The sequence below is a fragment of the Terrabacter tumescens genome, from assembly GCF_014646815.1.
In the GTDB taxonomy this organism is placed as follows: domain Bacteria; phylum Actinomycetota; class Actinomycetes; order Actinomycetales; family Dermatophilaceae; genus Terrabacter; species Terrabacter tumescens.
In genome coordinates, this window is sequence record NZ_BMNZ01000001.1 from 722222 (window position 1) to 746327 (window position 24106).

General features: G+C 72.1%; 21 protein-coding genes. 7 read left to right on the forward strand and 14 right to left on the reverse strand.

The features are described 5' to 3' along the window. Window positions 1-229 precede the first annotated feature (229 nt). The 6 genes from IEY30_RS03420 to IEY30_RS03445 all read right to left on the reverse strand — a co-directional run bounded on the left by IEY30_RS03420 (window position 230) and on the right by IEY30_RS03445 (window position 7448). The gene (locus IEY30_RS03420; protein WP_030146070.1) at window positions 230-3109 is read right to left on the reverse strand and encodes a DEAD/DEAH box helicase; all 2880 of its coding nucleotides are present in this window, start codon (window positions 3107-3109) and stop codon (window positions 230-232) included. After that, complete coding sequence (locus tag IEY30_RS03425) at window positions 3106-4011, reverse strand: diacylglycerol kinase (protein ID WP_030146069.1); 906 nt, start codon at window positions 4009-4011, stop codon at window positions 3106-3108. Before IEY30_RS03425 ends, IEY30_RS03420 begins: the two co-directional genes overlap by 4 nt. 9 nt (window positions 4012-4020) lie before the next feature. Continuing rightward, the gene (gene tatC / locus IEY30_RS03430; RefSeq protein WP_229674814.1) at window positions 4021-4827 is read right to left on the reverse strand and encodes a twin-arginine translocase subunit TatC; all 807 of its coding nucleotides are present in this window, start codon (window positions 4825-4827) and stop codon (window positions 4021-4023) included. Window positions 4828-4866: 39 nt separating this feature from the next. Continuing rightward, window positions 4867-5247, reverse strand: a complete 381-nt coding sequence (tatA, locus tag IEY30_RS03435) for a Sec-independent protein translocase subunit TatA (RefSeq protein ID WP_030146067.1) — start codon at window positions 5245-5247, stop codon at window positions 4867-4869. Between the two features lie 195 nt (window positions 5248-5442). Continuing rightward, window positions 5443-6435, reverse strand: a complete 993-nt coding sequence (locus IEY30_RS03440) for a helix-turn-helix transcriptional regulator (RefSeq protein ID WP_030146066.1) — start codon at window positions 6433-6435, stop codon at window positions 5443-5445. After that, on the reverse strand, window positions 6432-7448 hold the full coding sequence (locus tag IEY30_RS03445) for a helix-turn-helix transcriptional regulator (protein WP_052358073.1): 1017 nt from the start codon (window positions 7446-7448) through the stop codon (window positions 6432-6434). Before IEY30_RS03445 ends, IEY30_RS03440 begins: the two co-directional genes overlap by 4 nt. Before the next feature lie 76 nt (window positions 7449-7524). Here IEY30_RS03445 and IEY30_RS03450 point away from each other — a divergent pair, with 76 nt between their 5' ends. Next, a complete protein-coding gene (locus IEY30_RS03450) occupies window positions 7525-8622 on the forward strand; it encodes a DUF3866 family protein (RefSeq protein ID WP_030146064.1) in 1098 nt (365 codons plus the stop codon). A 7-nt stretch (window positions 8623-8629) separates the two neighbouring features. On the opposite strand, the gene IEY30_RS03455 is transcribed toward IEY30_RS03450, so the two are convergent. The 3 genes from IEY30_RS03455 to pafA all read right to left on the reverse strand — a co-directional run bounded on the left by IEY30_RS03455 (window position 8630) and on the right by pafA (window position 11631). Beyond that, the gene (locus tag IEY30_RS03455) at window positions 8630-9016 is read right to left on the reverse strand and encodes an FKBP-type peptidyl-prolyl cis-trans isomerase (protein WP_030146063.1); all 387 of its coding nucleotides are present in this window, start codon (window positions 9014-9016) and stop codon (window positions 8630-8632) included. Window positions 9017-9103: 87 nt separating this feature from the next. Continuing rightward, window positions 9104-10099: an FKBP-type peptidyl-prolyl cis-trans isomerase gene (locus tag IEY30_RS03460; protein WP_030146062.1), complete on the reverse strand. Its 996-nt coding sequence runs from the start codon at window positions 10097-10099 to the stop codon at window positions 9104-9106. Between the two features lie 140 nt (window positions 10100-10239). Beyond that, on the reverse strand, window positions 10240-11631 hold the full coding sequence (gene pafA, locus IEY30_RS03465) for a Pup--protein ligase (RefSeq protein ID WP_030146061.1): 1392 nt from the start codon (window positions 11629-11631) through the stop codon (window positions 10240-10242). Window positions 11632-11788: 157 nt separating this feature from the next. Between pafA and IEY30_RS03470 the strand changes: the two genes are divergently transcribed. Then, complete coding sequence (locus IEY30_RS03470) at window positions 11789-13003, forward strand: coiled-coil domain-containing protein (protein ID WP_030146060.1); 1215 nt, start codon at window positions 11789-11791, stop codon at window positions 13001-13003. 97 nt (window positions 13004-13100) lie between these two features. Here IEY30_RS03470 and prcA read toward each other — a convergent pair whose 3' ends face one another. The 3 genes from prcA to IEY30_RS03485 are packed head-to-tail and all read right to left on the reverse strand — an operon-like array spanning window position 13101 to window position 14952. Then, window positions 13101-13919, reverse strand: coding sequence for a proteasome subunit alpha (gene prcA, locus IEY30_RS03475; protein WP_052358071.1), 819 nt, complete (start codon window positions 13917-13919; stop codon window positions 13101-13103). Next, a complete protein-coding gene (prcB, locus tag IEY30_RS03480; protein WP_030146058.1) occupies window positions 13916-14749 on the reverse strand; it encodes a proteasome subunit beta in 834 nt (277 codons plus the stop codon). The genes prcA and prcB overlap by 4 nt, the downstream gene beginning before the upstream one ends. Next, the gene (locus tag IEY30_RS03485; protein WP_030146057.1) at window positions 14746-14952 is read right to left on the reverse strand and encodes a ubiquitin-like protein Pup; all 207 of its coding nucleotides are present in this window, start codon (window positions 14950-14952) and stop codon (window positions 14746-14748) included. The genes prcB and IEY30_RS03485 overlap by 4 nt, the downstream gene beginning before the upstream one ends. 230 nt (window positions 14953-15182) lie before the next feature. On the opposite strand from IEY30_RS03485, the gene IEY30_RS03490 reads away from it, so the two are divergent. Both IEY30_RS03490 and IEY30_RS03495 read left to right on the forward strand, forming a co-directional pair. After that, window positions 15183-15947, forward strand: coding sequence for a hypothetical protein (locus IEY30_RS03490; protein ID WP_156035032.1), 765 nt, complete (start codon window positions 15183-15185; stop codon window positions 15945-15947). Between the two features lie 5 nt (window positions 15948-15952). Beyond that, complete coding sequence (locus IEY30_RS03495) at window positions 15953-17116, forward strand: hypothetical protein (RefSeq protein WP_052358069.1); 1164 nt, start codon at window positions 15953-15955, stop codon at window positions 17114-17116. A gap of 10 nt (window positions 17117-17126) precedes the next feature. Here IEY30_RS03495 and dop read toward each other — a convergent pair whose 3' ends face one another. Together dop and IEY30_RS03505 are read right to left on the reverse strand one after the other, a co-directional pair. Beyond that, a complete protein-coding gene (gene dop, locus IEY30_RS03500; RefSeq protein ID WP_030146054.1) occupies window positions 17127-18647 on the reverse strand; it encodes a depupylase/deamidase Dop in 1521 nt (506 codons plus the stop codon). 79 nt (window positions 18648-18726) lie between these two features. Further along, window positions 18727-21396, reverse strand: a complete 2670-nt coding sequence (locus IEY30_RS03505) for a lysylphosphatidylglycerol synthase transmembrane domain-containing protein (protein ID WP_030146053.1) — start codon at window positions 21394-21396, stop codon at window positions 18727-18729. A gap of 173 nt (window positions 21397-21569) precedes the next feature. Here IEY30_RS03505 and IEY30_RS03510 point away from each other — a divergent pair, with 173 nt between their 5' ends. From IEY30_RS03510 to IEY30_RS03520, 3 genes are read left to right on the forward strand one after another with little or no spacing between them, the layout of a single operon-like run. Beyond that, the gene (locus IEY30_RS03510) at window positions 21570-22580 is read left to right on the forward strand and encodes an alpha/beta hydrolase (RefSeq protein ID WP_052358068.1); all 1011 of its coding nucleotides are present in this window, start codon (window positions 21570-21572) and stop codon (window positions 22578-22580) included. A gap of 40 nt (window positions 22581-22620) precedes the next feature. Next, entirely contained in the window at window positions 22621-23610 is a 990-nt protein-coding gene (locus tag IEY30_RS03515) for a ribose-phosphate diphosphokinase (protein ID WP_030146051.1), read from the forward strand. After that, entirely contained in the window at window positions 23607-24002 is a 396-nt protein-coding gene (locus IEY30_RS03520; protein WP_052358065.1) for a DUF3054 domain-containing protein, read from the forward strand. The genes IEY30_RS03515 and IEY30_RS03520 overlap by 4 nt, the downstream gene beginning before the upstream one ends. Window positions 24003-24106 lie beyond the last annotated feature (104 nt).

Sequence of the window (24106 nt, forward strand, 5' to 3'; positions counted from 1 at the left end):
TTTCTCCTTTGGGTGGAAGTGAGTCGTTGTGTGTCAGCGACCCCCGGTCGGCAGAGACGCGACCACTTTCCAGAAACCCTGAAGAAACAGTTGCGCTCGCAATGGCGTTCCTTGCGAGCGTGTGAAGACACGAGCACCAAAAACGTCGACCGGTGTCCCAACCATAGCCGACCGGGTGCTCCCGACGACAATCGTCCGGCTGGTCCGGAGATGGGGTCGCCACCGCTCCTCAGTCGAGGCGATCCGCCGCAACGACACCGCGCAGCACGCTGTCGCTCGCCCGACGCGCCGTGGTCGCCAGGGCCGGGTCGGCGGCGTCGGTCAGCTGGCCGAGCAGGTCGATGACCTGCTTGCAACGACGGACGAAGTCGCCCGCGGCGAGGTCGGTCCCGCGCAGCACGTCCTCGAGTCGCTGGCCGCTCGCCCACCGGTGCATGGCCCACGCAAGACCGCCGTCCGGCATGCCGGTGCGAGGCAGCGCGAGGGCGCCCTCGGCGTCCTCGAGATCGGACCAGATGCGGATCATCCGGTCGTAGGCCTCGCGCACGTCGTCGGTGGGCCACCGGGGCGTCAGGCCGCCCTCCTCGCGCCGTGGCTCGTGCACGAGGGTCGAGACGATCGCGGCGAGCGACGGCGGGTCGAGCCGGCGCCACACCTGCTCGCGGAGGCACTCTGCCGCCAGCAGGTCCTTCTCCGTGTAGAGCTGGCGCAGCCGGTCGCCGTCGCCGGTGACCGTCTGGCCGCCCTCGCCGAGGTAGCCCATCTCGACGAGCAGCTCGCAGATGCGGTCGAAGGTCTTGGCCACGGAGTTGGTGCGGCCGTCGATCTTGCGCTGGATGCCGTCGGTCTCGCGCCGCAGCCGCCACCACCGCTCGGCCCAGCGGGCGTGGTTCTCGCGGTCCGGGCACCGGTGGCAGGGGTGGGCCTTCATCCTGCGCCGCAGCTCGTCGATGCGGTCGTCCGACCCGTCGGTCTCGGCCTGACGCCGTCGCGGTGGCGGGTCGTGCGGCATCGTCGCGCGCAGCGTGGCGGCCAGGTCGCGCCGCGCCTTGGGGTTGCGGGCGTTGAACTGCTTCGGCACGCGCATCGAGCCGAGCGGCTCGAGCGGCGTGGGCACGTCGTGCAGGGTCAGGCGGCGCAGCTGATGGTCCTCGGTGACGACGGCGGGCGACGCCGCCTCGCCCTTGCCGCCGCGGTTGGGCATGACGACGACGGCCAGCCCGCTGTGCCTCCCCGCCGGGATGCGCACGATGTCGCCGATCTTCAGCGACTCCAGGGAGATCGCCGCAGCCGTGCGCATCGAGGCCGACCGCGCACGGGCGCCCTCCTTCTCGACGTCGCGGATCTCGTTGCGGATCGCGGCGTACTCGGTGAAGTCGCCGAGGTGGCAGGTCATCTGCTCGGCGTAGCCGGCGAGGGCCTCCTCGTTGCGCCGGACCGTGCGGACGAAGCCGACGACGGCCCGGTCGGCCTGGAACTGGGCGAACGACGTCTCGAGGATCTCGCGCGCACTCTCGCGACCGAACTGCCGCACGAGGTTGACCGCCATGTTGTAGGTCGGCCGGAAGCTCGAGCGCAGCGGGTAGGTGCGCGTCGATGCGAGACCGGCGACACCGGCGGGGTCCAGGCCGCGGTTCCACAGCACGACGGCGTGACCCTCGATGTCGATGCCCCGTCGGCCGGCCCGACCGGTGAGCTGGGTGTACTCGGCCGGCGAGATGTCGACGTGGTTCTCGCCGTTGAACTTCACGAGCTTCTCGAGCACGACGGTGCGAGCCGGCATGTTGATGCCGAGTGCCAGCGTCTCGGTGGCGAAGACGGCCCGCACCCGGCCAGCCGTGAAGAGCTCCTCGACGATCTCGCGGAACGTCGGCAGCATGCCGGCGTGGTGCGCGGCGAAACCGCGCGAGATGCCGTCGACGAAGTCCCAGTAGCCGAGGACCGACAGGTCCTCCTCCGCGAGTCCCTGGATGCGCTCCTCGACGAGGCGACGGTTGGCCTCCCCCTCGGACTCGGGGATGAGGCGCATGCCGCTCGACAGCAGCTGTCCCACGGCGCCGTCGCAGCCGGCACGGCTGAAGATGAACGTGATCGCCGGCAGCAGGCCCTCGCGCTCGAGGCGCTCGATGACCTCGGACCGCGTGGCGCCGCCACCGGGGCGACCGCCCCGCGAGAAGCCGCGTCCGCCGTCACCACCACCCGGACCACGCCCGCCGCCCGGGTCGTTGCCCCGCCTGCCGCGCCCTGACCAGTCGTCGCGCCCGCCGCCGGAACCGCCGCGGCCGGCGTTCTTGCCGTTCTTGCCGCGCGCACGGCCCTTGTCGCGGCCGCCGCGCGAGCTGACCCAGTGGGAGTCCCACGCCCCGCGGCCCTCGGTGCCGCGGATGGCGTGCACGAGGTCGGGGTTGACGCTGACCGAGTAGCGGCCGGGTGCCGCTTCGAAGTGCTCGTCGTCCTCGCGCGCGTCGCGTTCCTCGACGAAGAGGTCGAAGAGCGTCTGGCCCACCATCATGTGCTGCCACAGCGGCACCGGTCGGTGCTCCGAGACGATCACCTCGGTGTCGCCCCGCACCTCGCCGAGCCACGCGCCGAACTCCTCGGCGTTGCTGACGGTCGCCGACAGCGACACGACGCTGACGTCCGGGGGCAGGTGGATGATGACCTCCTCCCACACGGCCCCACGGAAGCGGTCGGCGAGGTAGTGGACCTCGTCCATGACGACCCAGCCGAGCCCGCGCAGGGTGGTCGACCCGGCATACATCATGTTGCGCAGGACCTCGGTCGTCATGACGACGACGGGCGCCTCGCCGTTGATCGAGGCGTCGCCGGTGAGCAGGCCGACGTTCTCCGGGCCGTGGACGCGCACGAGGTCGGTGTACTTCTGGTTCGACAGCGCCTTGATGGGCGTGGTGTAGAACGCCTTGCGGCCGGTGGCGAGGGCCATGTGGACGGCGAACTCGCCGACGATGGTCTTGCCCGCGCCCGTCGGCGCGGCCACGAGGACCCCGCGCCCCTCCTCGACGGCGCGGCACGCCTCCGTCTGGAAGTCGTCGAGCGGGAACTCGAGCTGCCCGGCGAACTCCGCGAGCCGCGGCCAGGTGGCGATCATGCGGGCACCTCCGAAGGGGTCACGACACGGAGGGCGCCGGGCACGACCTCGGCGTCGATGGGTAGGTCGGCAAAGGTCTCGCCGTCGGCCTGTGAGTGGATACCGCTCGCCTCCAAGCGAACTCGCCGGGCGCGATGGATCTCGACGGCCGGATGGGTGATGTGCGTGCCGGAGTAGACCTTGGGGAAGACCCGGAGGAACGCGGGGATCGACAGCGCGTGGACGATCATGACGTCGAAGAGGCCGTCGGTGACGTCGGCGTCGGGGCACACCCGCATGCCGCCGCCGAAGGAGGTCGTGTTGGCGACCGCCACCAACATCGCACGGGTCTCGATGCGGCGGCCGTCCAGCTCGACGGCATACGGGATGGGTCGGAAGACGGGGAGCTCGCGCAGGACCGCGAGGTTGTAGCGCATCTGACCGCGCGGCCAGGTCATGCGCTGGGCGCGCGCGTTGACCACCGCGTCGAAGCCGGCCCCGAGCACGCCGCCGAACCACCGCTCCCCCACGACGCCGTCGCTGACGCGACCGAGGTCGATCCGTCGCGTGCTCCCCGCGGTGAGGAGGGCGACCGCCGCCGAGACGTCACGGACCGGCAGGCCCAGGTTGCGCGCGAAGTCGTTGCCCGTCCCGGCGGCCACGACCGCGAGCCGGGCGGACGTGGCCGCGCAGAGGTTGACCCCGAGGTGCACCATGCCGTCCCCGCCCACGACGACGACCGTGTCGACCCCGTCGGACACCACCTGGCGCGCCTGGGTCCGGGCCTGCTGGTAGTCGCTGCCCGAGACGTCGACGACCTCGTGGCCCGCCTCGAGGAGCAGGCGCAGGGCCTGTGCGCCGAGCGCCCTCCCGGCGCCCTTTCCCGACGTGGGGTTGACGATCAGGGCGACACGCTGGGACACACCCGAACGCTACAGGGCGGACGCCTGGTCGTCGGGGACGTCCAACCAGTCGGGCTTGTGCTCCTCCTTGCGACGGTCGAGCAGGAACGCGATCCCGACCGAGGCGAAGTAGAGCAGCACCATGGGGCTGGCGAGGAAGAGCATGGTGTACGCGTCGGGCGTGGGCGTCATGATCGCCGCGAAGACGAGGATGATCATGACGGCCGGGCGCCAGCCCTTGAGCATGGCCCGCGCCGGCAGGACGCCGACGAGGTTGAGCGCGACGAGGAAGACCGGCAGCAGGAACGCGCAGCCGAAGGCGACGATGAACTTGAGGACGAAGTTGAGGTACTGCGACCCGTCCTGCAGGTTGTAGGCGCCCTGGGGCGTGAAGCCGAGCAGGACCGCGACGGCCTTGGGCACCATGATGAACGCGAAGAAGCACCCGGCGAGGAAGAGCGGCACCGCGGCGACGACGAAGAGCCGCGCGATGAGCTTCTCCTTCTTCGTCAGGCCCGGGACGATGAAGCCCCAGATCTGGAAGAGCCAGACCGGCGACGCCAGGATCAGGCCGACGAAGAGCGAGGTCGTCAGCCGGAGCGCGAACGCGTCGGTCATCCCCGCGAAGTTGATGTTGACAACGCCCTCGCGGCCCTTCTGCAGCTCGGTGAGCGGCTTGGTCAGGGCGTCGATGACCTGGTTGTAGTAGATCCAGCCCACCACGCCACCGATGATGATCGCGATGGCGCTGATGGTGATGCGGTTGCGCAGCTCACGGAGGTGGTCGCCGAGCGACATCCGCCCCTCGGGGTCGCGCTGGCGTCGAAGTGACGGCATTCAGGTCAGTCCGTGTGACGGGTCCGGGTACCGACCCACTCAGAAGGTCGTGTCGCGGCGGACGTCGTCCGTGCTGCTGACCGGCGTGGTCGTCGGCGTCGTCGGAGCGGCGGCGGAGCTGCTGGCGCGCAGGCGGTCGGCCTCGGCGCGGGCCTCGGCGGCGCGGCGCTCGGCGTCGGCGAGACGGGCCTCGGCGGCGCGACGCTCGGCGTCGGCGTCCACGACGTCACCCGGGACCGTGGTCTTCGCGGCGTCGCTGGGGACGGGCTTGCCGTCCTTCTTCAGCTCGTCGACCTCGGACTTGAACACCCGGGCGGAGCGGCCGAGGCTGCGGGCCATGTCGGGGAGCTTCTTCCAGCCGAAAAGGGCGATGAGCACGACCGCGATGATGATGAGTTCGGGGGCACCCAGGTTGGGCATGGTTACGTCTCCTCGTCGAAAGCCGGTCCGGTTCGGAACCGTCATGGAGCAGCCTCGATGCTGCAGGTGACCAGCATACGTGCGCGGGGTGAACGTGACCCGTGCGGCGCCCATGAGAACGGCAACTGACCGCCATGTGGGCAAGGGCGACCAGCATGCGGACGCCTCGACGCGGGCCCAGCGGGGCGTCAGTCCTCAGGTCAGGTCGTCGTAGGCGGCCAGCGCGGAGCGCGCCTCGTCGGCGACGGCCTCGACGAGCTCGGGTGGCTCGACGACACGCGCCTCTCCCCCGAGGCGCAGCACGAGGCGTCGCACGAGGGCCGGGTCCGCGACCTTGAGCGTCACCCGCAGCGACCCGTCGGGCCCGCGCTCGACACCCTCGTTGGGGTAGTAGTCGGCGATCCAGGCGGCCCAGCGGGTCGCCTCGATGACGACGGTGAGGTCGTTCTCGCCGGGGACGAAGACGTCGTCGAGGTCGCGCGGCCGTGCGTCGGCCGGCGGCGTGCCGTCGGCATCGAGCACCGACACGTCCTCGATCCGGTCGAGCCGAAAGAGTCGGACGTCCTGCGCGCGGTGGCAGTAGCCCTCGACGTACCACTGCGCGTCGAGGTTGAGGATGCGCATGATGTCGACGTCGCGCTCGGTCGACTCGTCGCGGGTCGCGACGTAGTAGCGCAGGTGCACCCGCCGTCCCCGCGCGAACGCGTCCTTCAGGGTGGCCATGGCCGCGTGCTGGCTGCCGTCGTCGAGGTCGAGGTCGATGCGGCCGGTGGGCTCACCCACACCCGCGGCCGCCGCCACCCGGATCTTGTCGAGGGTGCGCGCGGCGACGTCGGAGCCGACGAGAGTCGAGCCCAGGGCCTGCAGGCCGGCCGTCAGGGTGACCGCCTCGTCGCGCGTGAGGCGCATCGGGGCGGCGATGTCGTCGGCGTTGTCGAGGTAGATGTGGCCGCTGTCCCACTGCGCGTCGATGAGCTCGGCGTGGCCGTAGCCCGGGGTGCCGCACACGAAGAGCAGCTCGAGGTCCTCGACGACCTGGGCCTCGTCGACGCCGAACTCGCGCGCCGCCTCGGCGATGGGCACACCGCGGTGCTGGAGCAGCCACGGCACCATGTCGAGCAGGCGTCCCAGACGCTGGGTCGCCGTCTCGGGTGCGCGGCGCGCGGCCGTGCGTCCGGTTCCACTCATGCGCGTGCCTCCGAGCGCGTCGACGTGTCGTGGGCGGCCGCGCCGACGTGCGCCCGGGCCACGGCGAGCAGCGCCGCACGGACACCGTCGACGAGCTCTGGCGGGGACACGGCGACCGCGTGCGTGCCGAGGGCGACGACGTCGCGTTCGGTCGTGCCGCGGCGGTAGGGCAGCTCGATCTCGGCCCACCGCTCGTCGAGCTCGGTGGTGCGCTGGGCGTGGCGGCGCAGGGTGTGGCCGCGCCCGTGGCGCACGCGGACGACCGCGGTGCCCTCGGGCTCGGGTAGCTGGGCCTCGAGGGCCACCTCGGGCACGTGGTCGGACGGGACGGCATACGACCCAGCCCTGCCCTTGCGACGAACGGCGCCCTCGAAACGGCTGAGCCGGAAGGCGCGCTCGTCGCCTCGGTCGACGTCGAAGCCGGTGAGGTACCAGCGGCCATGCCAGTTCTTCAGCGCCCACGGCTGGACGTGCCGGGTCGTCAGCTCGCCGTCGTTCTTGCGGTAGCCGAACGTGATCGGCTGCAGGGCCGAGACGGCTGCGTGCACGGCCTCGAAGGCCGGCTCCTTGGTGCGGATGCGCGGCTCGGCGCCCGCCGCCACGGACTCGTCGATCTCCACGCCCGACAGCCGCAGCTTGCGCAGGCCGGCCGACGCCGCACCCGAGATGCTCGCCGTCGACCACGCCCGGGCGGCCAGGGCCAGGGCCGCGACCTCGTCGGGCTCGAAGCTGATGGCCGGCAGCGTCGTCTCGCTCGCGTCGATGCGGTAGCCGACCTCGTCGTCGAAGAGGACGTCGAGGACCGTCGTCGAGATCGGGATGCCCATCTCGCGCAGCTCGTCCTTGTCGCGCTCGAACATCCGGTCGAAGGCCTCGTCGGAGCTCGCCTGCGCGTACGCCGGCAGGGACTCGCGGATCTTCTGCTTGGAGACCGGACGCCGCGCGGACTTCAGCGCGAGGATGAGGTTGAGCAGCCGTTCGGTCTTGTCGGCCGAGGCAGACGCTGGGCTCATCGAGGCCTTCCTGGAGGACTGCGGGGCGGTGGGCAGTCCGACGCTACCCGAACATGCGATCGAATAGGGTCACCCCATGATCCAGTGGCGCCGGGGTGTCGTGGTCGAGGTCCGCTCCCGCTGGGCGGGGGCGATCGAGTATGCCGTCCGCCTCGCCTCCGGGGACCGCGTCCGCGCGCTCGGCTACGTCGAGGTCGTCGGCGACCTGGCTCCGGGGACCGCCGTCCTGCTCAACACGACGGCGCTGGAGCGTGGGCTGGGCACCGGCGGGCTCGCCATCGTCGTGGCCGCGCCCGACGCCCTCCCCCGCCCCGTCGACGACGTGGGTGCCGTCCGAGGGCACGTCGTCAAGGCGCGCTACACGCCGTCGCAGACGATGGTGCTCGGCGTCGACGAGCAGGACAGCGAGCACCACGCCGCCCTGGCCGACGCCGACGACCTCGCCGGCCTGCCGGTTGTGGTCGCCGACCTGCACTCCGCGCTGCCGGCCGTGCTGGCCGGTCTGCGCGAGGCGGCTCCGACGCTGCGGGTGGCCTACGTCATGACCGACGGAGGCGCGCTGCCCATCGACTTCTCCCGCACGGTGGCGGGGCTGCGCGAGGCCGGCTGGCTCGAGGCGTCGATCACGGTCGGGCAGGCCTTCGGTGGCGACCTCGAGGCCGTCAACGTCCACACCGGCCTGCTCGCCGCGCACCACGTCGTCGGCGCGGACGTCGTCGTGGTGTCGCAGGGCCCGGGCAACCTCGGCACCGGCACCCGGTGGGGCTTCTCGGGGACGTCGGCCGGGGAGGCCGTCAACGCTGCCGGCACCCTCGGCGGCCGACCGGTCTGCTCCCTGCGGATCTCGGAGGCCGACCCGCGCGAGCGGCACCGCGGCGTCTCGCACCACAGCCTCACGGCATACGGCCGCGTGTCGCTCGTGCCGGCCGACGTGACCGTGCCGCTGCTGCCCGGCGAGCTCGGCGCGCGGGTGCTCGAGCAGGCGAAGGGGCTGGCGGCGGCCAGCGCCGGCCGTCTCGTGCTCCACGAGGTGGAGACCGACGGCCTCGAGGAGGCGCTGCGGTCCTCGCCCGTGACGCTGAGCACGATGGGCCGCGGATACGACGACGACCGCGCCGGATTCCTCGGCGCGGCCGTCGCAGGGCGGTATGCCGCCCGGCTGCTGAAGGACTAGAAGCTTCTCATCTCACGTCGTCGAGGTCGACGACGAAGATGAGGGTCTCGCCGGGCTTGATGGCGCCGCCTGCGCCGCGGTCGCCGTAGGCGAGGTGGGCCGGGATCGTCAGCTTGCGCCGACCGCCGACCTTCATGCCCTCGATGCCCTTGTCCCAGCCGGGGATGACCATGCCGACGCCGAGGCGGAAGTCGAGCGCGCTGCCGCGGTTCCAGGACGAGTCGAACTCCTCGCCCGTCGAGTGCGCGACGCCGACGTAGTGGGCGCTGACGGTGTCCCCGGCCTTCGCCTCGCGGCCGTCACCCTCGATGAGGTCCTCGATGACGAGGTCGGCGGGGGCCTCGCCCTCCGGGAAGTCGATCTCGGGCTTGGTGCGGTTCGGGTCCAGTGCCATGCGTGCGTTTCCCTTTCGTTGGTGACTCAGTGGATCGGGTGAGTCAGGTGACTCGGGTGGCGAGCGGGTCGCCGGTCCGGGTGCTGCTCAGTACGCGTCGAGGATGTCCACGACGAACACCAGGGTGTCCGTGCCGGAGATCTTCGGCGGGCTGCCGGCCTTGCCGTAGCCGTCGGCCGGCGGGATGACGAGCAGCACGCGGCTGCCAACCTTCTTGCCCACCAGTGTCTTGTCCCAACCGGGGATGACGCCACCGACACCGATCGGGAAGTCGGCGGCCGCACCGCGCTGCCACGAGGAGTCGAAGACGCTGCCGTCCTTCCAGAGGACGCCGTGGTACTGGGCGCTGATCGTCTGGCCCTTCTGCACCGTCGCGCCGGTGCCCTGGACCAGGGTCGCCTGCTGCGCCGTGGTCGGAGCCGCCGACTTGGGCACCGTGACGGTGGGCTCCTTGGTCGGGCCGTTCTTGAACTCCACCGTCGGCAGACCGGCCGGCGCCGGCGTCTGGGTGCCGTCGATCGTGGTCAGCGGGGTGTGGACGTCGGCAATGTCGGCGACGACGACGATCGTGTCGGTGCCCTTGACGCCGAGCTGCTCGTTGCCGGCCGACCCGAAGCCCTTCTCGGGCGGGATCGTGAAGGCGATGCGGCCGCCCTTCGTGGCGCCGACGAGGCCCTCGGTGAACCCGGCGACGATGTCGGTGCGTCCGAGGCGGTAGCCCTCCTCGGAGCGGCCCGCGGCGTAGCCGTCGTCGATGAGCTTGCCGCTCGTGCCGTTGTAGATCTGCGCGCGCAGGCGCACGGTGTCAGCCTTGGTGGCAGCCTTGCCGGTGCCGGGGGTCAGCACCTTGTGCTCGACGGTCTTGGAGCTGATCGGCGTGGCGCCGAGGGCGACCTTCGGTGCCGTCTTGAGGTCGACGGCACCGGTGGCCGTCACCCCCTTGAGGGCGGCCGAGGCGGCGACGTTGGTCGTGGCGGTGCCGTCGGAGCCCGAGGAGCTCGACCCGCACGCGGCGACGGTCGTGAGCCCGAGGGCAGCGATCAGGGCAGCGGCCGTGCGAGCGGCCGGACGGTGGGAGCGCACAGGGGAAGACTTTCGGTCGGGGGGGGCGGGCGTGGAGGTCCCGCTGGGCAAATCCCCGTCACTGTAACGCCGCCCCTTGTGCGAGACGCACAGCGCGCTGACAGGTTGGGATGGCAGGCCGCCCGGGTCGGTGCAGCCCGTCAGAGCGGCCGCTGGACCGTCGGCGAGCGGTCGATCGTCTCCATGAGCCGCTCGACCCGCTCGTCCACGGCACGGAACGGGTCCTTGCACAGCACCGTGCGCTGGGCCTGGTCGTTGAGCTTCAGGTGCACCCAGTCCACGGTGAAGTCACGCCCGTGGGCCTGCGCGGCGCGGATGAAGTCACCGCGGAGCTTGGCCCGCGTCGTCTGTGGCGGCCGCACCTTGGCCTGGAACACCTCCACGTCGGAGGCGACGCGCGCCGTGCGACCGTGCCGCTGGAGCAGGTAGAAGAGCCCGCGACGCCGGTTGATGTCGTGGTAGGCGAGGTCGATCTGCTGGACCCGGGCGTCGGTCAGTGCCAGCCCGTGCTTGGCGCGGTAGCGCTCGATGAGGCGGTACTTGATGACCCAGTCGATCTCGGTGTCGATGGCGCCGAGGTCACCCGAGCCGATGGCGTCGAGCGCGCGGCCCCAGAGGTCGATGACCTGCTTGGTGTCGGGGCTGTTCATCCCCTCGCGGTCGACGAACTCGACGGCCTTGTCGAGGTACTCGCGCTGCATGTCGAGCGCCGAGAGCTCGCGGCCGTTGGCGAGCCGGACCGTGGCCCGGCCGGTCGTGTCGTGGCTCATGGTGCGGATGGCGCGGATGGGGTTCTCCATCGACAGGTCGCGCATGACGACGCCCGCCTCGATCATCCGCAGCACGAGGTCCGCACTGCCCACCTTGAGCAGGTTGGTCGTCTCGGACATGTTCGAGTCGCCGACGATGACGTGCAGGCGGCGGTACTTCTCGGCGTCGGCGTGGGGCTCGTCGCGAGTGTTGATGATGGGGCGGCTGCGGGTGGTCGCCGAGGACACGCCCTCCCAGATGTGGTCGGCGCGCTGGCTGACGGCGAAGCTCGCGCCGTGGGCCGTCGCCACGACCTTGCCCGCTCCGCAGACGATCTGCCGGCTGATGAGGAACGGGATGAACATGTCGGAGACCCGCTGGAAGTCACCGCCGCGGCCGTAGAGGTAGTTCTCGTGGCACCCGTAGGAGTTGCCCGCCGAGTCGGTGTTGTTCTTGAAGACGAAGATCTCGCCCTCGACGCCGTCGTCGCGCAGCCGGCCCTGGGCGTCCTCGACGAGGCCCTCGAGGATCCGCTCCCCCGCCTTGTCCTGGATCACGAGCTCGCGCACGGAGTCGCACTCGGCCGTGGCGTACTCCGGGTGGGAGCCGACGTCGAGGTAGAGGCGCGCACCGTTGCCGAGGAAGACGTTGCTCGAGCGCCCCCAGGCCACGACCCGGCGGAAGAGGTAGCGCGCGACCTCGTCCGGGGTCAGGCGCCGTTGGCCCTGCGTGGTGCAGGTGACGCCGTACTCGTTCTCGATCCCGAAGATCCGCCGCTCCATGAACCAACTCTAGGTGGCGCTCGTGCCGTCCGCCGGGAAGGACCACGCCACGGGCCGACACCCGCCGGACGCGGGCGTGCTACTGACGCGGGCGACTGTCACAATGGCCGTTGTCCCCTCATGCCGTACCCCTCCACCATCCCTGCATTGGACGGAAATGATCGACAGACCCCACTTCAAGTTCTCCCGCCGTGGCTACGAGCCGGAAGAGGTCGACTCGTTCATCGAGTCGCAGAACCGCACCCTCCAGGCTGCCAAGAAGGACGCTGCCGAGCGCAGCGTCGAGCTGACGAAGCTCAACGCCGCGCTGACCGACCTCAGGGGACAGCTCGGTCAGCAGTCACGAGTCATGGCCGACCTGAAGAAGAACAGCTCGCCGACCCAGGCCCAGACCTTCTCCGACCTCGGTGAGCGCATCGCACAGATCCTGACGCTCGCCGACCAGGAGGCCGCGGACATGCGCTCGCGCGCCTCGGGCGAGGCCGACGAGATCCGCGAGCGTGCCAACCGCTCTGCCGCCGAGCTCAAGGCGACGACGGCCACGTATGCCGAGCAGGCCCGCGCCCGTGCCGACGAGGAGGCCGTGCGGATCATCGCCCAGGCCAACCGCGAGGCCCAGGCCATCGTGGCCGAGGCCCAGAGCGTCACCGCTGCGCAGCGTCAGGAGGCCGCCGCCGAGTTCGAGGCGCACCGCCTCAAGGCGTCGACGGCGTCCGCCGAGCTCGAGGTCAAGCTGGCGGCCCGCCGGGAGTCGGCCGACGCCGAGTTCGAGGCGCGGCGCCAGCAGCAGGAGGCCGCCCTCAGCGAGAGCGAGTCCCGTCTCCGGCAGCTCACCGAGCGCGCCGAGCACGACGCGCACGAGATGCGGGCCCGTGCCGAGCGACTCCTCGAGAACGCCCAGACGCAGGCCGACCAGATCGTCTCCGAGGCCCGCGACCACGCCTCGCGGCTGCGTGAGGAGTCCGACCGCGAGCTCGCCGCCGCAACGGCGCAGCGCGACAGCATCACCGCCCAGCTGGGCAACGTCCGCCAGATGCTCGCCACCCTCGGTGGTGGCGCACTGATGGACACCCTCGGCACCCCGGACAAGCCGGCCCAGCCGGCCCAGGTCGCCGAGGCCCAGCAGCCGGTCCCCGCGCCCGCGCAGCAGGCCTCCGACGCCGAGCCGGAGCAGGTGGATGAGGCCGCGGACGACGCCCAGCCCTCCGCCTCCGACGCGGCACCCGAGGCAGCGTCCGACGACGAGGCCGGCGACCAGACCGGCACCGAGGCTGGCACTGAGGCCGAGGGCGACTCGTCCTACGGCTCCGACCAGTCGTCGTACTACCAGCGCACCGCCTCCGGCGACAAGGTCGGCGCGACGCGACGCTGAACGCCGCTCGAGCTCGACAGCACGACGAAGGCCGCCCACCGGCTCGGTGGGCGGCCTTCGCCGTCCGCGGCGTCCTGCTCGGCAGGGCACCCAGGGGTCAGGCGGGTGGGGTCGGCGGGCCCGATGCCCCGGGCGACGCGTCCTCGGCTGAGTCCGCTTGTGCCACAGGCGACTCCGAGCCGAGCGCTGCGGCCGGCACGTCGGTGGTCTCTCGGGGTTCGCGAGGCTCGCCGAGCAGTCGCGTCAGCAGCGGGCCGCCGATGCGCCGGAACGAGCGGCGCGGACGGTCGCGGTCGAGCACGGCCACCTCGAGCTGCGCCTCGTCCAGGTCTCGGCGCTCGCCGTTGCCACCGGCACCGAGCACGTCGACGGCGAGCCGCAGCACCTCGCTCAGCGTCATGCCCGGCCGCCAGCCGGTGCCGAGACGCTCCTCTGCAACCTCGCTCGCTCCACCCATCGCGACGAAGCCCTGCTCGTCGGCGACCGACCCGTCGTAGGTCAGCCGGAAGATCTGGTCGGAGTCGCTGTCGGCCCCGACCTCGGCCACGACGATCTCGATCTCGAAGGGCTTCGACTCCTGGGTGAACACCGCGCCGAGCGTCTGCGCGTAGGTGTTGGCCAGGGCACGCGCCGTGACGTCGGTGCGGTCGTAGGAGTAGCCCCGCAGGTCGGCGTAGCGGATGCCGGCGACCCGGAGGCTCTCGAACTCGTTGTAGCGCCCGACGGCCGCGAACGCGATGCGGTCGTAGATCTCCGACACCTTGTGCAGGGCGCGCGACGGGTTCTCGGCGACGAAGGCGATGCCGCGGTCGTAGCCCACCACGACGACCGAACGTCCGCGGGCGATTCCCTTGCGCGCGAAGTCGGCCCGGTCCTTCATGACCTGCTCGGGCGGGACGTAGAACGGCATGCTCATCGGGCACCTCCCGGGTTGTCGCGGCGCGCGGCAACGACGCGCTCCACGTGTCCTTGAAGGACGTCCTGGCCGACGAACCGCGCACCGGAGTGGTCGACCACCGCGACGGTAGGCCAGATCTGACGGCCGAGGTCGGGGCCGCCGGTGGCGGAGTCGTCGTCGGCCGCGTCGTAGAGCGCCTCGACGGCGACCGACACGGCCTGCTGCTCCTCCAGGCCCGGCCGCCACAGCTTCTTCAGGGCACCGCGCGCGAAGACGGAGCCGGACCCGGTGGAGTGGTGGCCGCTCTCGACGTAGCAGCCGCCTGTGACGTCGTAGGAGTAGATGCGGCCGGTGGCCGAGTCGAGGTCGAACCCGGCATACGTCGGGACGACCGTCAGCCCCTGCATGGCCAGCGCGAGGTTGCCGCGGATCATCGAGGCGAGGCGGTTGGCCTTGCCCTCGAGCGACATGATCGCGCCCTCGATCTTCTCGTAGTGCTCGAGCTCGACCTGGTAGAGCCGGACGAGCTCGATGGCGATGCCCGCGGTGCCGGCGATGCCGACGACGCTGTAGTCGTCGGCCGCGAAGACCTTCTCCATGTCGCGGTTGGCGATGACGTTGCCCATGGTGGCGCGACGGTCACCGGCCATGACGACGCCGCCCTCGAAGAGCAGCGAGACGATGGTGGTGCCGTGCGGTGCCTCGATGGTGGCCCCGGACGGCAGGCGGCGTCCGGCAGGCAGCAGCTCGGGACGGTAGGCCGTCAGGAACTCGGTGAACGACGACGACCCGGCAGTGAGGAAGGCGTCGTCGAGCCGGCGCGGGCGTCCCGTGGACGACTGGGTCACTGGCCGCCCTTCTGCACGAAGCCCCGGACGAACTCCTCGGCGTTGGACTCGAGGACGCCGTCGATCTCGTCGAGGACGCTGTCGATGTCGTCGGACAGGCCCTCCTTGACGGCGGCCCCGGCGGGCGCGGTCGGGGGTGCCTCCGGTGTCTCCGGCGGCTCCTCGTCACGACGCTGCGGCTTGGCGTGCTCCTGACCCGGCATGGCTACCTCCCAGACGTGTTGGACCTCGTGACCCGACCCTAACCCGTTCGGCCCCCGCCGTCCGAGCACCCGCTGCGGACGGACGCCCCGACGACGCGCCGGGACACAGCGGGACAAGCCGGACACCTTGCGTGCCAAGCGTTCCCACGCCTGCGCCTCGCTGTTACGTTGTGCGCGGTCGCCGTCGAGGACGGCGACTCGACAACTGCATCTACTCGGGGGAGTAACCGATGAACGCTGCACAGCAGAAGGCGACCGCGCCTTCTCGCGGTCAGTCACGACGCGCCGTCGTGAAGGGGGCCGCGTGGGCCGTGCCGGTCCTCGCGATGGGGGCACCGGCCGCCCACGCCGGCATCAGCCGGTGCACCGTGAGCGGCTCGATCCAGATGGGTCCCAACGTCTTCACCGACGTCGACGCCGTCTGCCGGGCCAACGCCCAGAGCCCGGACCTCGGCGTGCCCCGCATCCGGACGGGCTACGGGCGCGCCTGGCTGCCCGTCTACATCGAGATCTGCAACTGCACCGTCGACTCGGCGTGGTACCGCTTCCGCGAGGTCGACACCTTGGACAACTTCCAGATCGAGGTCGCGGGGCGCCACAACGACCAGAACGGCTCGGGTGCGGGCTTCCGTCCCGCTTTCAAGCTCAGCCCGGTCGGCGAGTCCGGGGGCTGCCAGCGCTTCCCTCTGACCTACCGGACGTCGCAGAGCCGGCCCTACTCGAGCAGCCTCAGCGGGATCCCGGGCAACGCTGTCGGCGTGACGATGACCGTGACGCTGCAGCGCAACGCGAGCACCAGCGGGAGCGCGCCGTCCCAGAGTGACCCGGGCTGGACCACGGTGTCGACGTTCACGGTGTCCGGCTCGGTGTGGCGCACCGTGCGGGCCGGCACGTCCGGCAGCGCCGACCCGGTCGACTTCGGCTCGTGCGCCGTGCGGTCGGGCGCAGCGGCGGCGGTCGTGAAGACGGAGTCACGCGTGGCCGGGCTCGATTGAGAGCGGTGACCGAGCGGGCCGTCGACCTCCCGTCCGACGGCCTGCTCTGCCTCCGCGTCCTCGGCGAGGTCGTCGGTGTGCGGTTCGCCGGACCTGAGCCACGCGAGCAGGTCCGGGCGGCGTGGTCCCGGTGCGTCGTCCCGACACCTCGGGGCCGTGTGCGCACGATCCGCTCGGAGCAGTCCGACCTGCCCCTGACCCGCCCGCTCTCGCACCGGCTGGCCTACGACCTCACCGACCTCGGCATCGACCTGCTGTCGGGTCGCGCGGTGCTGCTCCACGCCGCCGGGCTGAGCAGGCCCGACGGGTCCGTCGTGGCGCTCGTCGCCGCGTCGGGCACGGGCAAGACGACGGCCGCGGCGAGGCTCGCGCGGGGCGGTTTCGGCTACGTGACCGACGAGACGGTGGCCGTCCTCGAAGACGGCACGGTGCCGCCCTTCCCCAAACCCCTGTCGCTCGTCGTCGATCCCGACGTCGAGGACGACAAGGTGCACGTGGGGCCGGACCAGCTGGGTCTCGCGCCGTGCCCGGAGCGGCTGCACCTCGCTGCGGTGGTCCTCCTCGAGCGCGACCCGGGCCTGTCCGGGCCGCCGTGGCTCGAGCGCCTCCACCCGCTCGAGGCCGTCACGCAGCTCGTCGGGCACACGAGCGCCTTGACCCGTCTGCCTCGCCCGCTCGTGAGCCTCGCGGCGCTCGCCGCGGACGGCGCCGGGGTGCACCGGGCGCACTACTCCGAGGCGGAGGACCTCGAGCCGCTCCTCCACGCGTTGCTCGACGCACCCTCCGCCCCGACTCCCCCGGTGCCCCCCGTCGTCCTCCCCGTCGACCTCCCCGTCGACCTCACGGATCGCTCTCGTATGCCGTCAGGGAGGGACCCGGCCGAACGGCTGGGGTACGTGCGCGCCCCGGTCGCGGACGGCATACGCACTCGGGACGGAGCCGTCCTGCTCGTCGGGACCGACCCGGTCCGGCTCAGCCCGCTGGGACTGACGCTGTGGGACGCCGTCGAGCCCGTGCATGACCCCGCAGCAGGGCCGGTCAGCCTTGCCGACGTCGACGACCTCGTGGAGGCTGCCGAGCGCGAGCACGGTCCGCACCCGCAGGCACGCGAGCTCGTCGGGGCGGCGCTCGATGCGCTCGTCGCGGCGGGAGTGCTCGTGCGGACCTAGCGTGGGTCGCTCACTCGGGCGTGGCCAGCCCGCGGAGCAGCTCTCCGACGTCGGCGCTCTGCTCGAGCAGGGCGCCGACCTGGGCCCGGGTGCCGCGCTCGGGCTCGAGGATGGGCACGCGCTGCAGGCTCGCCCGGCTCGGGACGTCGAAGACGACGGAGTCCCAGCTTGCGGAGAAGACCTGCGAGGTGAACCGGCGCACGCACTCACCGCGGAACCAGGCGCGGGTGTCCTCGGGCGGCGTGGCCTGCGCGGCCTTGACCTCCTCGGGCGAGACGAGGTCGCGCAGCATGCCGCGGTCGCGCAGGCGGTGCACGAGGCCCTTCTCGGGGCGCACGTCGGCCCACTGGATGTCGATGGCGGCGAGGCGGTGGTCGTCCCAGGCGAGACCGTCGCGGGCGCGGTAGCCCTCGAGGAGCTTCAGCTTGGCGACCCAGTCGAGCAACGGCGCGCACGACATGACGTCGCGGCCGAGGCCGGTCAGGACCTCCTCCCAGAGGCCCATGACCTCGGCGGTGGCCTCGGGCTCGGGGTCCTCGCCACGCGCGTCGAGCCACGCCCGGGCCGCCTCGAGGTACATCCACTGCACGTCGAGCGCCGTGACGGTCCGGCCGTCGACGAGCTCGACGGTCGCGGCGAGCGTCGGGTCGTGGGAGATCGTCTGCAGCGCGGCCACCGGACGTCGGATCGACCAGTCCTCGGTGAGGTGACCGTCCTCGATCATGCCGAGGACGAGCGAGGTCGTGCCCGTCTTGAGCAGCGTCGCGACGTCGAGGTGGTTGGCGTCACCGATGATGACGTGCAGGCGCCGGTAGCGGTCGGCAACGGCGTGGGGCTCGTCGCGGGTGTTGATGATCGGGCGCTTGAGCGTGGTCTCGAGCCCGACCTCGGTCTCGAAGAAGTCGGCGCGCTGGCTGAGCTGGTAGCCCGCTCCCCTGCTGTCGACGCCCAGCCCGACGCGCCCGGCGCCGCAGACGACCTGGCGCGTCACGAAGAACGGGATGAGGCCGCGCACGATGTCCGGGAAGGGCGTGCGCCGGGGCATGAGGTAGTTCTCGTGGGTGCCGTAGGACTGGCCCTTGCCGTCGGCGTTGTTCTTGTAGAGGTTGACCGGCGGCTGCCCGGGACGGGCGGCGAGCAGGCGCACCGACTCGAGCGCGATGGCGTCGCCGGCGCGGTCCCAGATGACGGCGTCGCGCGGCAGGGTCACCTCGGGTGAGCTGTACTCCGGGTGGGCGTGGTCGACGTAGTAGCGCGCCCCGTTGGTGAGCACGACGTTGGCGAGGGTGGGGTCCTCGACGTCGGTGAGCTGGCTCGGGTCGGCGGTCTGCCGGTCGAGCTGCCACCCCCGCGCGTCGCGCAGCGGGTCCTCGAAGGCGTAGTCCCAGCTCGACTGGTTGGAGCGGATGCCCTGCGCCGCGGCATACACGCTGACGACCTGGCCCGAGAGGAACATCGGGTTGGCCATGGGGTCGCCGGGCACCGAGATGCCGTACTCGGTCTCGAGACCCATGATCCGCCGCACCGTCATGGCCCGACGATAACCGCCGGCACCGCCCGTGCCGCGGGCGGTCCGTCGACGACCGTGGACGTATGCCGTGTGGCCGGGCTCAGATGGCCCCGACCTTCTGCAGCCGGCCCAGCGAGAACCAGCCGAACGGGATCGGCAGCCAGTAGGTCGCGAGGCGGTAGAGCAGGACCGAGGAGACGGCGGTGCCACTGTCGACGCCGATGGCGATCAGGCCCGCCGACATGGCCGCCTCGATGCCGCCGAGGCCACCAGGCGTCGGCACCGCCGACCCGATGATGGCGCCGGCGAAGTAGACGACCGCGACCGCTGCCACGGGCGCGTCGGCGCCGAAGGCGCGGGTGGCGCACACGAGGGCCGCGACGAACGAGACGTCGAGCAGGAGCGCGCCACCGAGCAGCTGGCTGAGCTTCTTCGGGTGCTGCAGCACGGCGAGGACCTGGGGCACCGCGGACTTGATCTGCGGCAGCACGCGGTCGGTGATGAGCGCGCGGACCCGTGGGATGGCGAGCAGTGCGAGCAGCGCGATGAGGACGGCGAGGATGACCGCGACGAGCACCGGGGACGGGCTGAACGACACGGCGGGGCCGGTGCCGGCGAGCACGCCGGAGATGACGAGCAGCACGAAGTACGAGCAGAACTGGGCGACCTGGGCCACCCCCACGCTGGCACCCGCGACCGTCGGGGACAGCCCCGAGGTCTGGAGGTAGCGGGTGTTGAGCGCGATGTTGCCGACGGCGGCGGGTGCGACGAGCCCACTGAAGGCGACGGCGAGCTGCGTCATGTACGTCCGGACGAAGCGCAGGTGGATCTGCACCGCGCCGGCGAGGGCGATCGAGGCCCCGGCGAAGGTGAGTCCCGCGAAGGCCAGGAGGACCACGGCCCAGCGCCAGTCGGCGGTGCTGATCACCTGGCTGAGGTTCACCTGGGCCAGCTGGCTCAGCACGACGTAGCCGGCGATGCCACCCATGACGAGGGTCGCAACGGCCTTGAGGGAGATGCGCCGCAGCTGCACCGGCTCGACGGCCTCGGCCTGGGGGCGCAGGGCGACGAGACGCTCACGCAGCTCGCCCATGACCGACTTGGACCCCTTGAGCGCGGCGCGGGCGTCGGGGCTGAGGGCGACCGGCTGCAGCACGGGCACCGCCCGCAGCACGGCGTCCTCGCCGAGGACGGCGACGGCCGACTCCACGGTGCGCTCGGGCCCGACGGTGAGCGCCACGGTCGTGAGCAGCTGGGCGAGGTCGATGCGCAGGCTGATGTCGTCGGCGGCGACGTCGCCGCTGCCGAGCCGCGAGAGGGCGACCCCGCCCTGGTCGTCGAGCAGGATCGTCGACGGACCGAGCTGACGGTGCACGAGGCGGCGGCGGTGGAGCGTGGCCGCGAGCCGCCAGATCGCGGCGAGCCGGGCGTCGTCCAGCCGGGAGTCCGGCTCACCGCCTGTCCCGTCCTCTGCTCCGCCGTCGGGCCAGGCGAGGTCGCTGAGGGGCGTGCCATGCGGCTCGTCGTAGGCGATGACGGCCGAGAACGGTCCGACCTCGGAGACCGCGACCGGCTTGGGGGCACGGATGCCGGCGTCGCGCAGCGCCAGCCCCATGAGCGTGCGGTGCTCGACCTCGGACTTCAGCGTCAGGGCGGGCGGCCGGGTGAAACCGCTGCGGAGGCGCAGCACGCGCAGCAGGCGCCGACCGGACGCGAGACCGAAGGTGTCGCGGTCGATGACGTGCACGTCGAGGGGACCGTGGGGCGTGGAGCCGACGTAGCGGCGGTCGCCGGCGTCGTTGGCGTCGATCAGCTCGAGCCTGGTGAGCGGCACGCCCCCCGAGACGAGGACGGCGGCCACCTCGGTGCCCGGGGGGCGGGTGGACGTCACGCCGAACACGAGCCGCGCGGCGAGCCCGACGATCCAGCCGACGAGGAGCGAGCACGCGAGCGCCGCGAGCGTCATGGCGCCGGAGAGCAGGGTGGTCACGAGCGTCGCGATGACGACCGTGGTCGCGATGGGCGAGATCCACTTGCGGCCGGAGATGTCTGCGACCGTGAGGAGGGCGAGCATCGAGACGATGACGATGTCGAGCGGACCGGTCTGTCCCGTGGCCGTCGGACGCGTCAGCACGTCGGTGACGAAGCCCCCGTTGCCGGACTGCACGAGGACCGCCAGGACGATCACGAGGATCCCGGCGACGACCGCCGCACCCAGCGCCTGGATCAGCTGCATGGGACGGCGACGCACGAGCAGGTCGGCGCCGACCCCGATCGGCAGGAGCAGCACGCCGATGCCGCTCATCCAGCCCAGCAGGGTCAGCAGGAGCCGGGGCAGTCCGCTCGTGGCGTCGGTGAGGTCCTGCTCGACCGCGCCGCGGGTACCGGCCGCCAGGTCGGAGACGACCAGCCCGAGCACGAGGAGCACGACGGCAACGGCCAGGCGCGCGCCGTCGACGGGCCGCCGGACCCGTTCGGGGATCGGGGGCTCCACGACCTCGACGTCGGGGGCCGTCCTGGGGGCTCCCTCGGTGGCTCCCTCGGTGGCTCCCGAGGGCGCCTCCTGGGGGACCTCCGCCGGCGCCCCCTGAGGGGCTTCGACGTGGACCCCGTCGGGACCGGTGTCCGGCTGCCCGGCCCCCTCGGGCCGGGTCCCGGCCTCTTCCGCCGTCTGGTGCATGCTCTCCCCCGTGGTGTCGTCAGACTGCTCGGCACGGCTGAGGTCGGCCCCGTCCAGCGGGGCCCGAGTCCTCTCCGAGTCGCCGGGCATGGGTCAATCCTGCCCGAGCCGAGGACCGATTCGCCGCAGCGTCGCCGTGCAGACCCCGTGCAGGCCCCGTGCGGAACCCGTGCTGGACCCGTGCGGAACCCGTGCTGCAATGCGGGTCGACCCCCCGGGCGCCCGGTGCGCGAGACCCCGGCATCCGGTGCGAGACTGACGCGGTGACGGTCAGCGACTCCTGGGACATGCCCCTGCGCACCAAGCTCCTCGCCCGCGCCCTGAGCCGCTCGCGGAGCTCGGAGCGGATGCAGACCGCAGACGAGATCGCCCGCAGCAGAGCGTGGTTCGCCCCGACGAGGCTGCCGTACACCTGGGTCACCGGGGCCGTCCCCGACGGGGTCGCGATCGGTGCGACGAGCTTCCGGGCGCGTGACGGGCACGAGGTCGCGGTCCGCACCTACCGTCCACCAGGCACCGAGGGCGAGGTCCTCCCGGCGATGCTGTGGTTCCACGGTGGCGGGTGGGTGCTGGGCAACACGCGCGGCTACGACCCCCTGTGCGCCTGGGTCGCCGATCGGGCACGGGTGGCCGTGCTCAACGTCGACTACCGTCTGGCGCCCGAGCACCGCGCGCCCCGAGCCGCGCACGACTGCGTCGACGCCGCTCGCTGGGCGGCGTCGGCCGGCACCACGGAGGGGTCCCTCTCCGGCATCTGGCCGACGGGCCTCGGGCTCGCGGGCGACTCGGCCGGCGGCAACCTCGCTGCCGTGACCGCCCAGGTGCTGCGTGCGGAGGGTGGCGCCGACATCGCCTACGAGGCGCTCGTCTACCCCGCCGTCGACGCGACGATGAGCTCGCCGTCCGTGGCCCAGCACGCCCAGGCGCCGATCCTGACCCGCAGCGACATGGACATGTTCCTCGGGCACTACCTCGGCAGCGAGGACGACGCCCTCGACCCGCTCGACCCGCTCGTCTCGCCGCTGCACGCGAAGGACCTGGCCGGTCTGCCGCCGACACTCGTCCAGACGGCCGACCTCGACCCGCTCCGCGACGAGGGGGCCGCCTACGCCGAGGCGCTGCGCGCGGCAGGGGTCGACGTCCGGCACACGAACTACCCCCGGGTCCCGCACGGCTTCATGAGCTTCCCCGGCGCGACGCGCGTCGGTGGCGCCGCCCGCTCCGAGCTCGTCGAATGGGTCGCACGCCACGCGCGACCCGAGGTGGTCGGATAGTCTGCGAACGCACGCGAGTCTCGTGAGGGATGGTCTCGAAGTGAACGACGTCGTCGTCTTCAGCGGCTCGGCGCACCCCGCCCTGGCCGACCGGATCTGCTCCCACCTGGGGGTGACCCGCTCCCCCGTCGACATCAAGCGGTTCAGCAACGACTGCCTCCAGGCGCAGCTGCTCGCGAACTGCCGACAACGCGACGTCTACATCGTGCAGCCGCTCGTGCCGCCCACGCAGGAGCACCTCATGGAGCTGCTCCTCATGATCGACGCGGCCCGCGGCGCCTCGGCGGCCCAGATCACCGCCGTCATGCCGCACTACGCCTATGCCCGGTCCGACAAGAAGGACGCCTCGCGCATCTCCCTCGGCGGGCGCCTCGTGGCCGACATGATCTCGACGGCCGGCTGCCACCGGGTGCTGACGATGGCCCTGCATGCGCCGCAGGTGCACGGCTTCTTCTCGACCCCCGTCGACCACCTCACGGCCATCGGCGTGCTCGCCGACCACTTCCGCGACAACGACCTGTCCGGCTCGATCGTCGTCAGCCCCGACCTCGGCAACGCCAAGGTCGCGACCCAGTTCGCACGCCTGCTCGGCCTGCCCGTGGCAGCCGGCTCCAAGCAGCGGGTGGCCGACGACCGGGTCGTCATCGACTCGATCGTCGGTGACGTGTCGGGCCGGCGGGCCATCATCCTCGACGACGAGATCGCGACCGGCGGCTCGATGCTCGAGCTCATGGACCGGCTCAAGGACGCCGGGGCGACCGAGGCCGCGATCGTCTGCACGCACGGGCTCTTCGCCGGCAAGGCCGTCGAGCGGCTGCGCGACCACCCGTTCGTCACCGAGGTCGTCACGACTGACACGGTGCCGGCACCCGACGGCTGGCCCGAGCTCAAGGTGCGGTCGGTGTCGGCCCTGTTCGCCGAGGCGATCAGCCGCATCCACCACGGCCGCTCGGTGAGCTCGCTCTTCGAGGGCGTCGACCCGACCCACGCGCCGCCGCAGGCCAAGCTGCCCTTCGACACGCCGTCATGACCCGTTCGCCCTGGTGGCGCCGCCCCGCGGTCGCGCTGCTCCTCGACGTCCTGCTCGTCCTGCTCTTCGCAGCGGTGGGACGGGCCAGCCACGACGAGGCGAGCCCCGTTGTCGGCGTGCTGTCCACGGCGTGGCCGTTCCTCGTCGGGACCGGCCTCGGCTGGCTCGTCGTGCGGGTCGTGCGCCGCGCGTGGCCGCTCGACGTCGCGCCGGGCGTCACCGTGTGGTTCGCCACCGTGCTCGTCGGGATGCTGCTGCGCCATGCGGTCGGCTCCGGCACGGCCGTCAGCTTCGTCGTGGTCGCGTCGGTCGTCCTCGCGCTCTTCCTGCTCGGCTGGCGCGCGCTGGGGGCGTATGCCCTCCGCCGCGCCCGCGCGCCCCACCGCACCTAGAGCGACCAGACCGCCCGGCTCAACCGTCGAGAGGCCACGTGTGGCCCCTTCTCGACCGTCGAGAGGCCACAGCCGGCCCACCCCGCCACGTCGAGAGGCCGGGT

Coding starts and splice junctions, on each gene's coding strand:
- IEY30_RS03490 (WP_156035032.1), top strand. CDS start 15,183: ATGAACGCTGCACAGCAGAAGGCGACCGCGCCTTCTCGCGGTCAGTCA.
- IEY30_RS03440 (WP_030146066.1), bottom strand. CDS start 6,435: ATGAGTGGAACCGGACGCACGGCCGCGCGCCGCGCACCCGAGACGGCG.
- tatA (WP_030146067.1), bottom strand. CDS start 5,247: ATGCCCAACCTGGGTGCCCCCGAACTCATCATCATCGCGGTCGTGCTC.
- IEY30_RS03450 (WP_030146064.1), top strand. CDS start 7,525: ATGATCCAGTGGCGCCGGGGTGTCGTGGTCGAGGTCCGCTCCCGCTGG.
- tatC (WP_229674814.1), bottom strand. CDS start 4,827: ATGCCGTCACTTCGACGCCAGCGCGACCCCGAGGGGCGGATGTCGCTC.
- IEY30_RS03520 (WP_052358065.1), top strand. CDS start 23,607: ATGACCCGTTCGCCCTGGTGGCGCCGCCCCGCGGTCGCGCTGCTCCTC.
- prcA (WP_052358071.1), bottom strand. CDS start 13,919: ATGAGCATGCCGTTCTACGTCCCGCCCGAGCAGGTCATGAAGGACCGG.
- IEY30_RS03485 (WP_030146057.1), bottom strand. CDS start 14,952: ATGCCGGGTCAGGAGCACGCCAAGCCGCAGCGTCGTGACGAGGAGCCG.
- IEY30_RS03470 (WP_030146060.1), top strand. CDS start 11,789: ATGATCGACAGACCCCACTTCAAGTTCTCCCGCCGTGGCTACGAGCCG.
- dop (WP_030146054.1), bottom strand. CDS start 18,647: ATGACGGTGCGGCGGATCATGGGTCTCGAGACCGAGTACGGCATCTCG.
- IEY30_RS03420 (WP_030146070.1), bottom strand. CDS start 3,109: ATGATCGCCACCTGGCCGCGGCTCGCGGAGTTCGCCGGGCAGCTCGAG.
- pafA (WP_030146061.1), bottom strand. CDS start 11,631: ATGGAGCGGCGGATCTTCGGGATCGAGAACGAGTACGGCGTCACCTGC.
- IEY30_RS03455 (WP_030146063.1), bottom strand. CDS start 9,016: ATGGCACTGGACCCGAACCGCACCAAGCCCGAGATCGACTTCCCGGAG.
- IEY30_RS03445 (WP_052358073.1), bottom strand. CDS start 7,448: ATGAGCCCAGCGTCTGCCTCGGCCGACAAGACCGAACGGCTGCTCAAC.
- IEY30_RS03505 (WP_030146053.1), bottom strand. CDS start 21,396: ATGCCCGGCGACTCGGAGAGGACTCGGGCCCCGCTGGACGGGGCCGAC.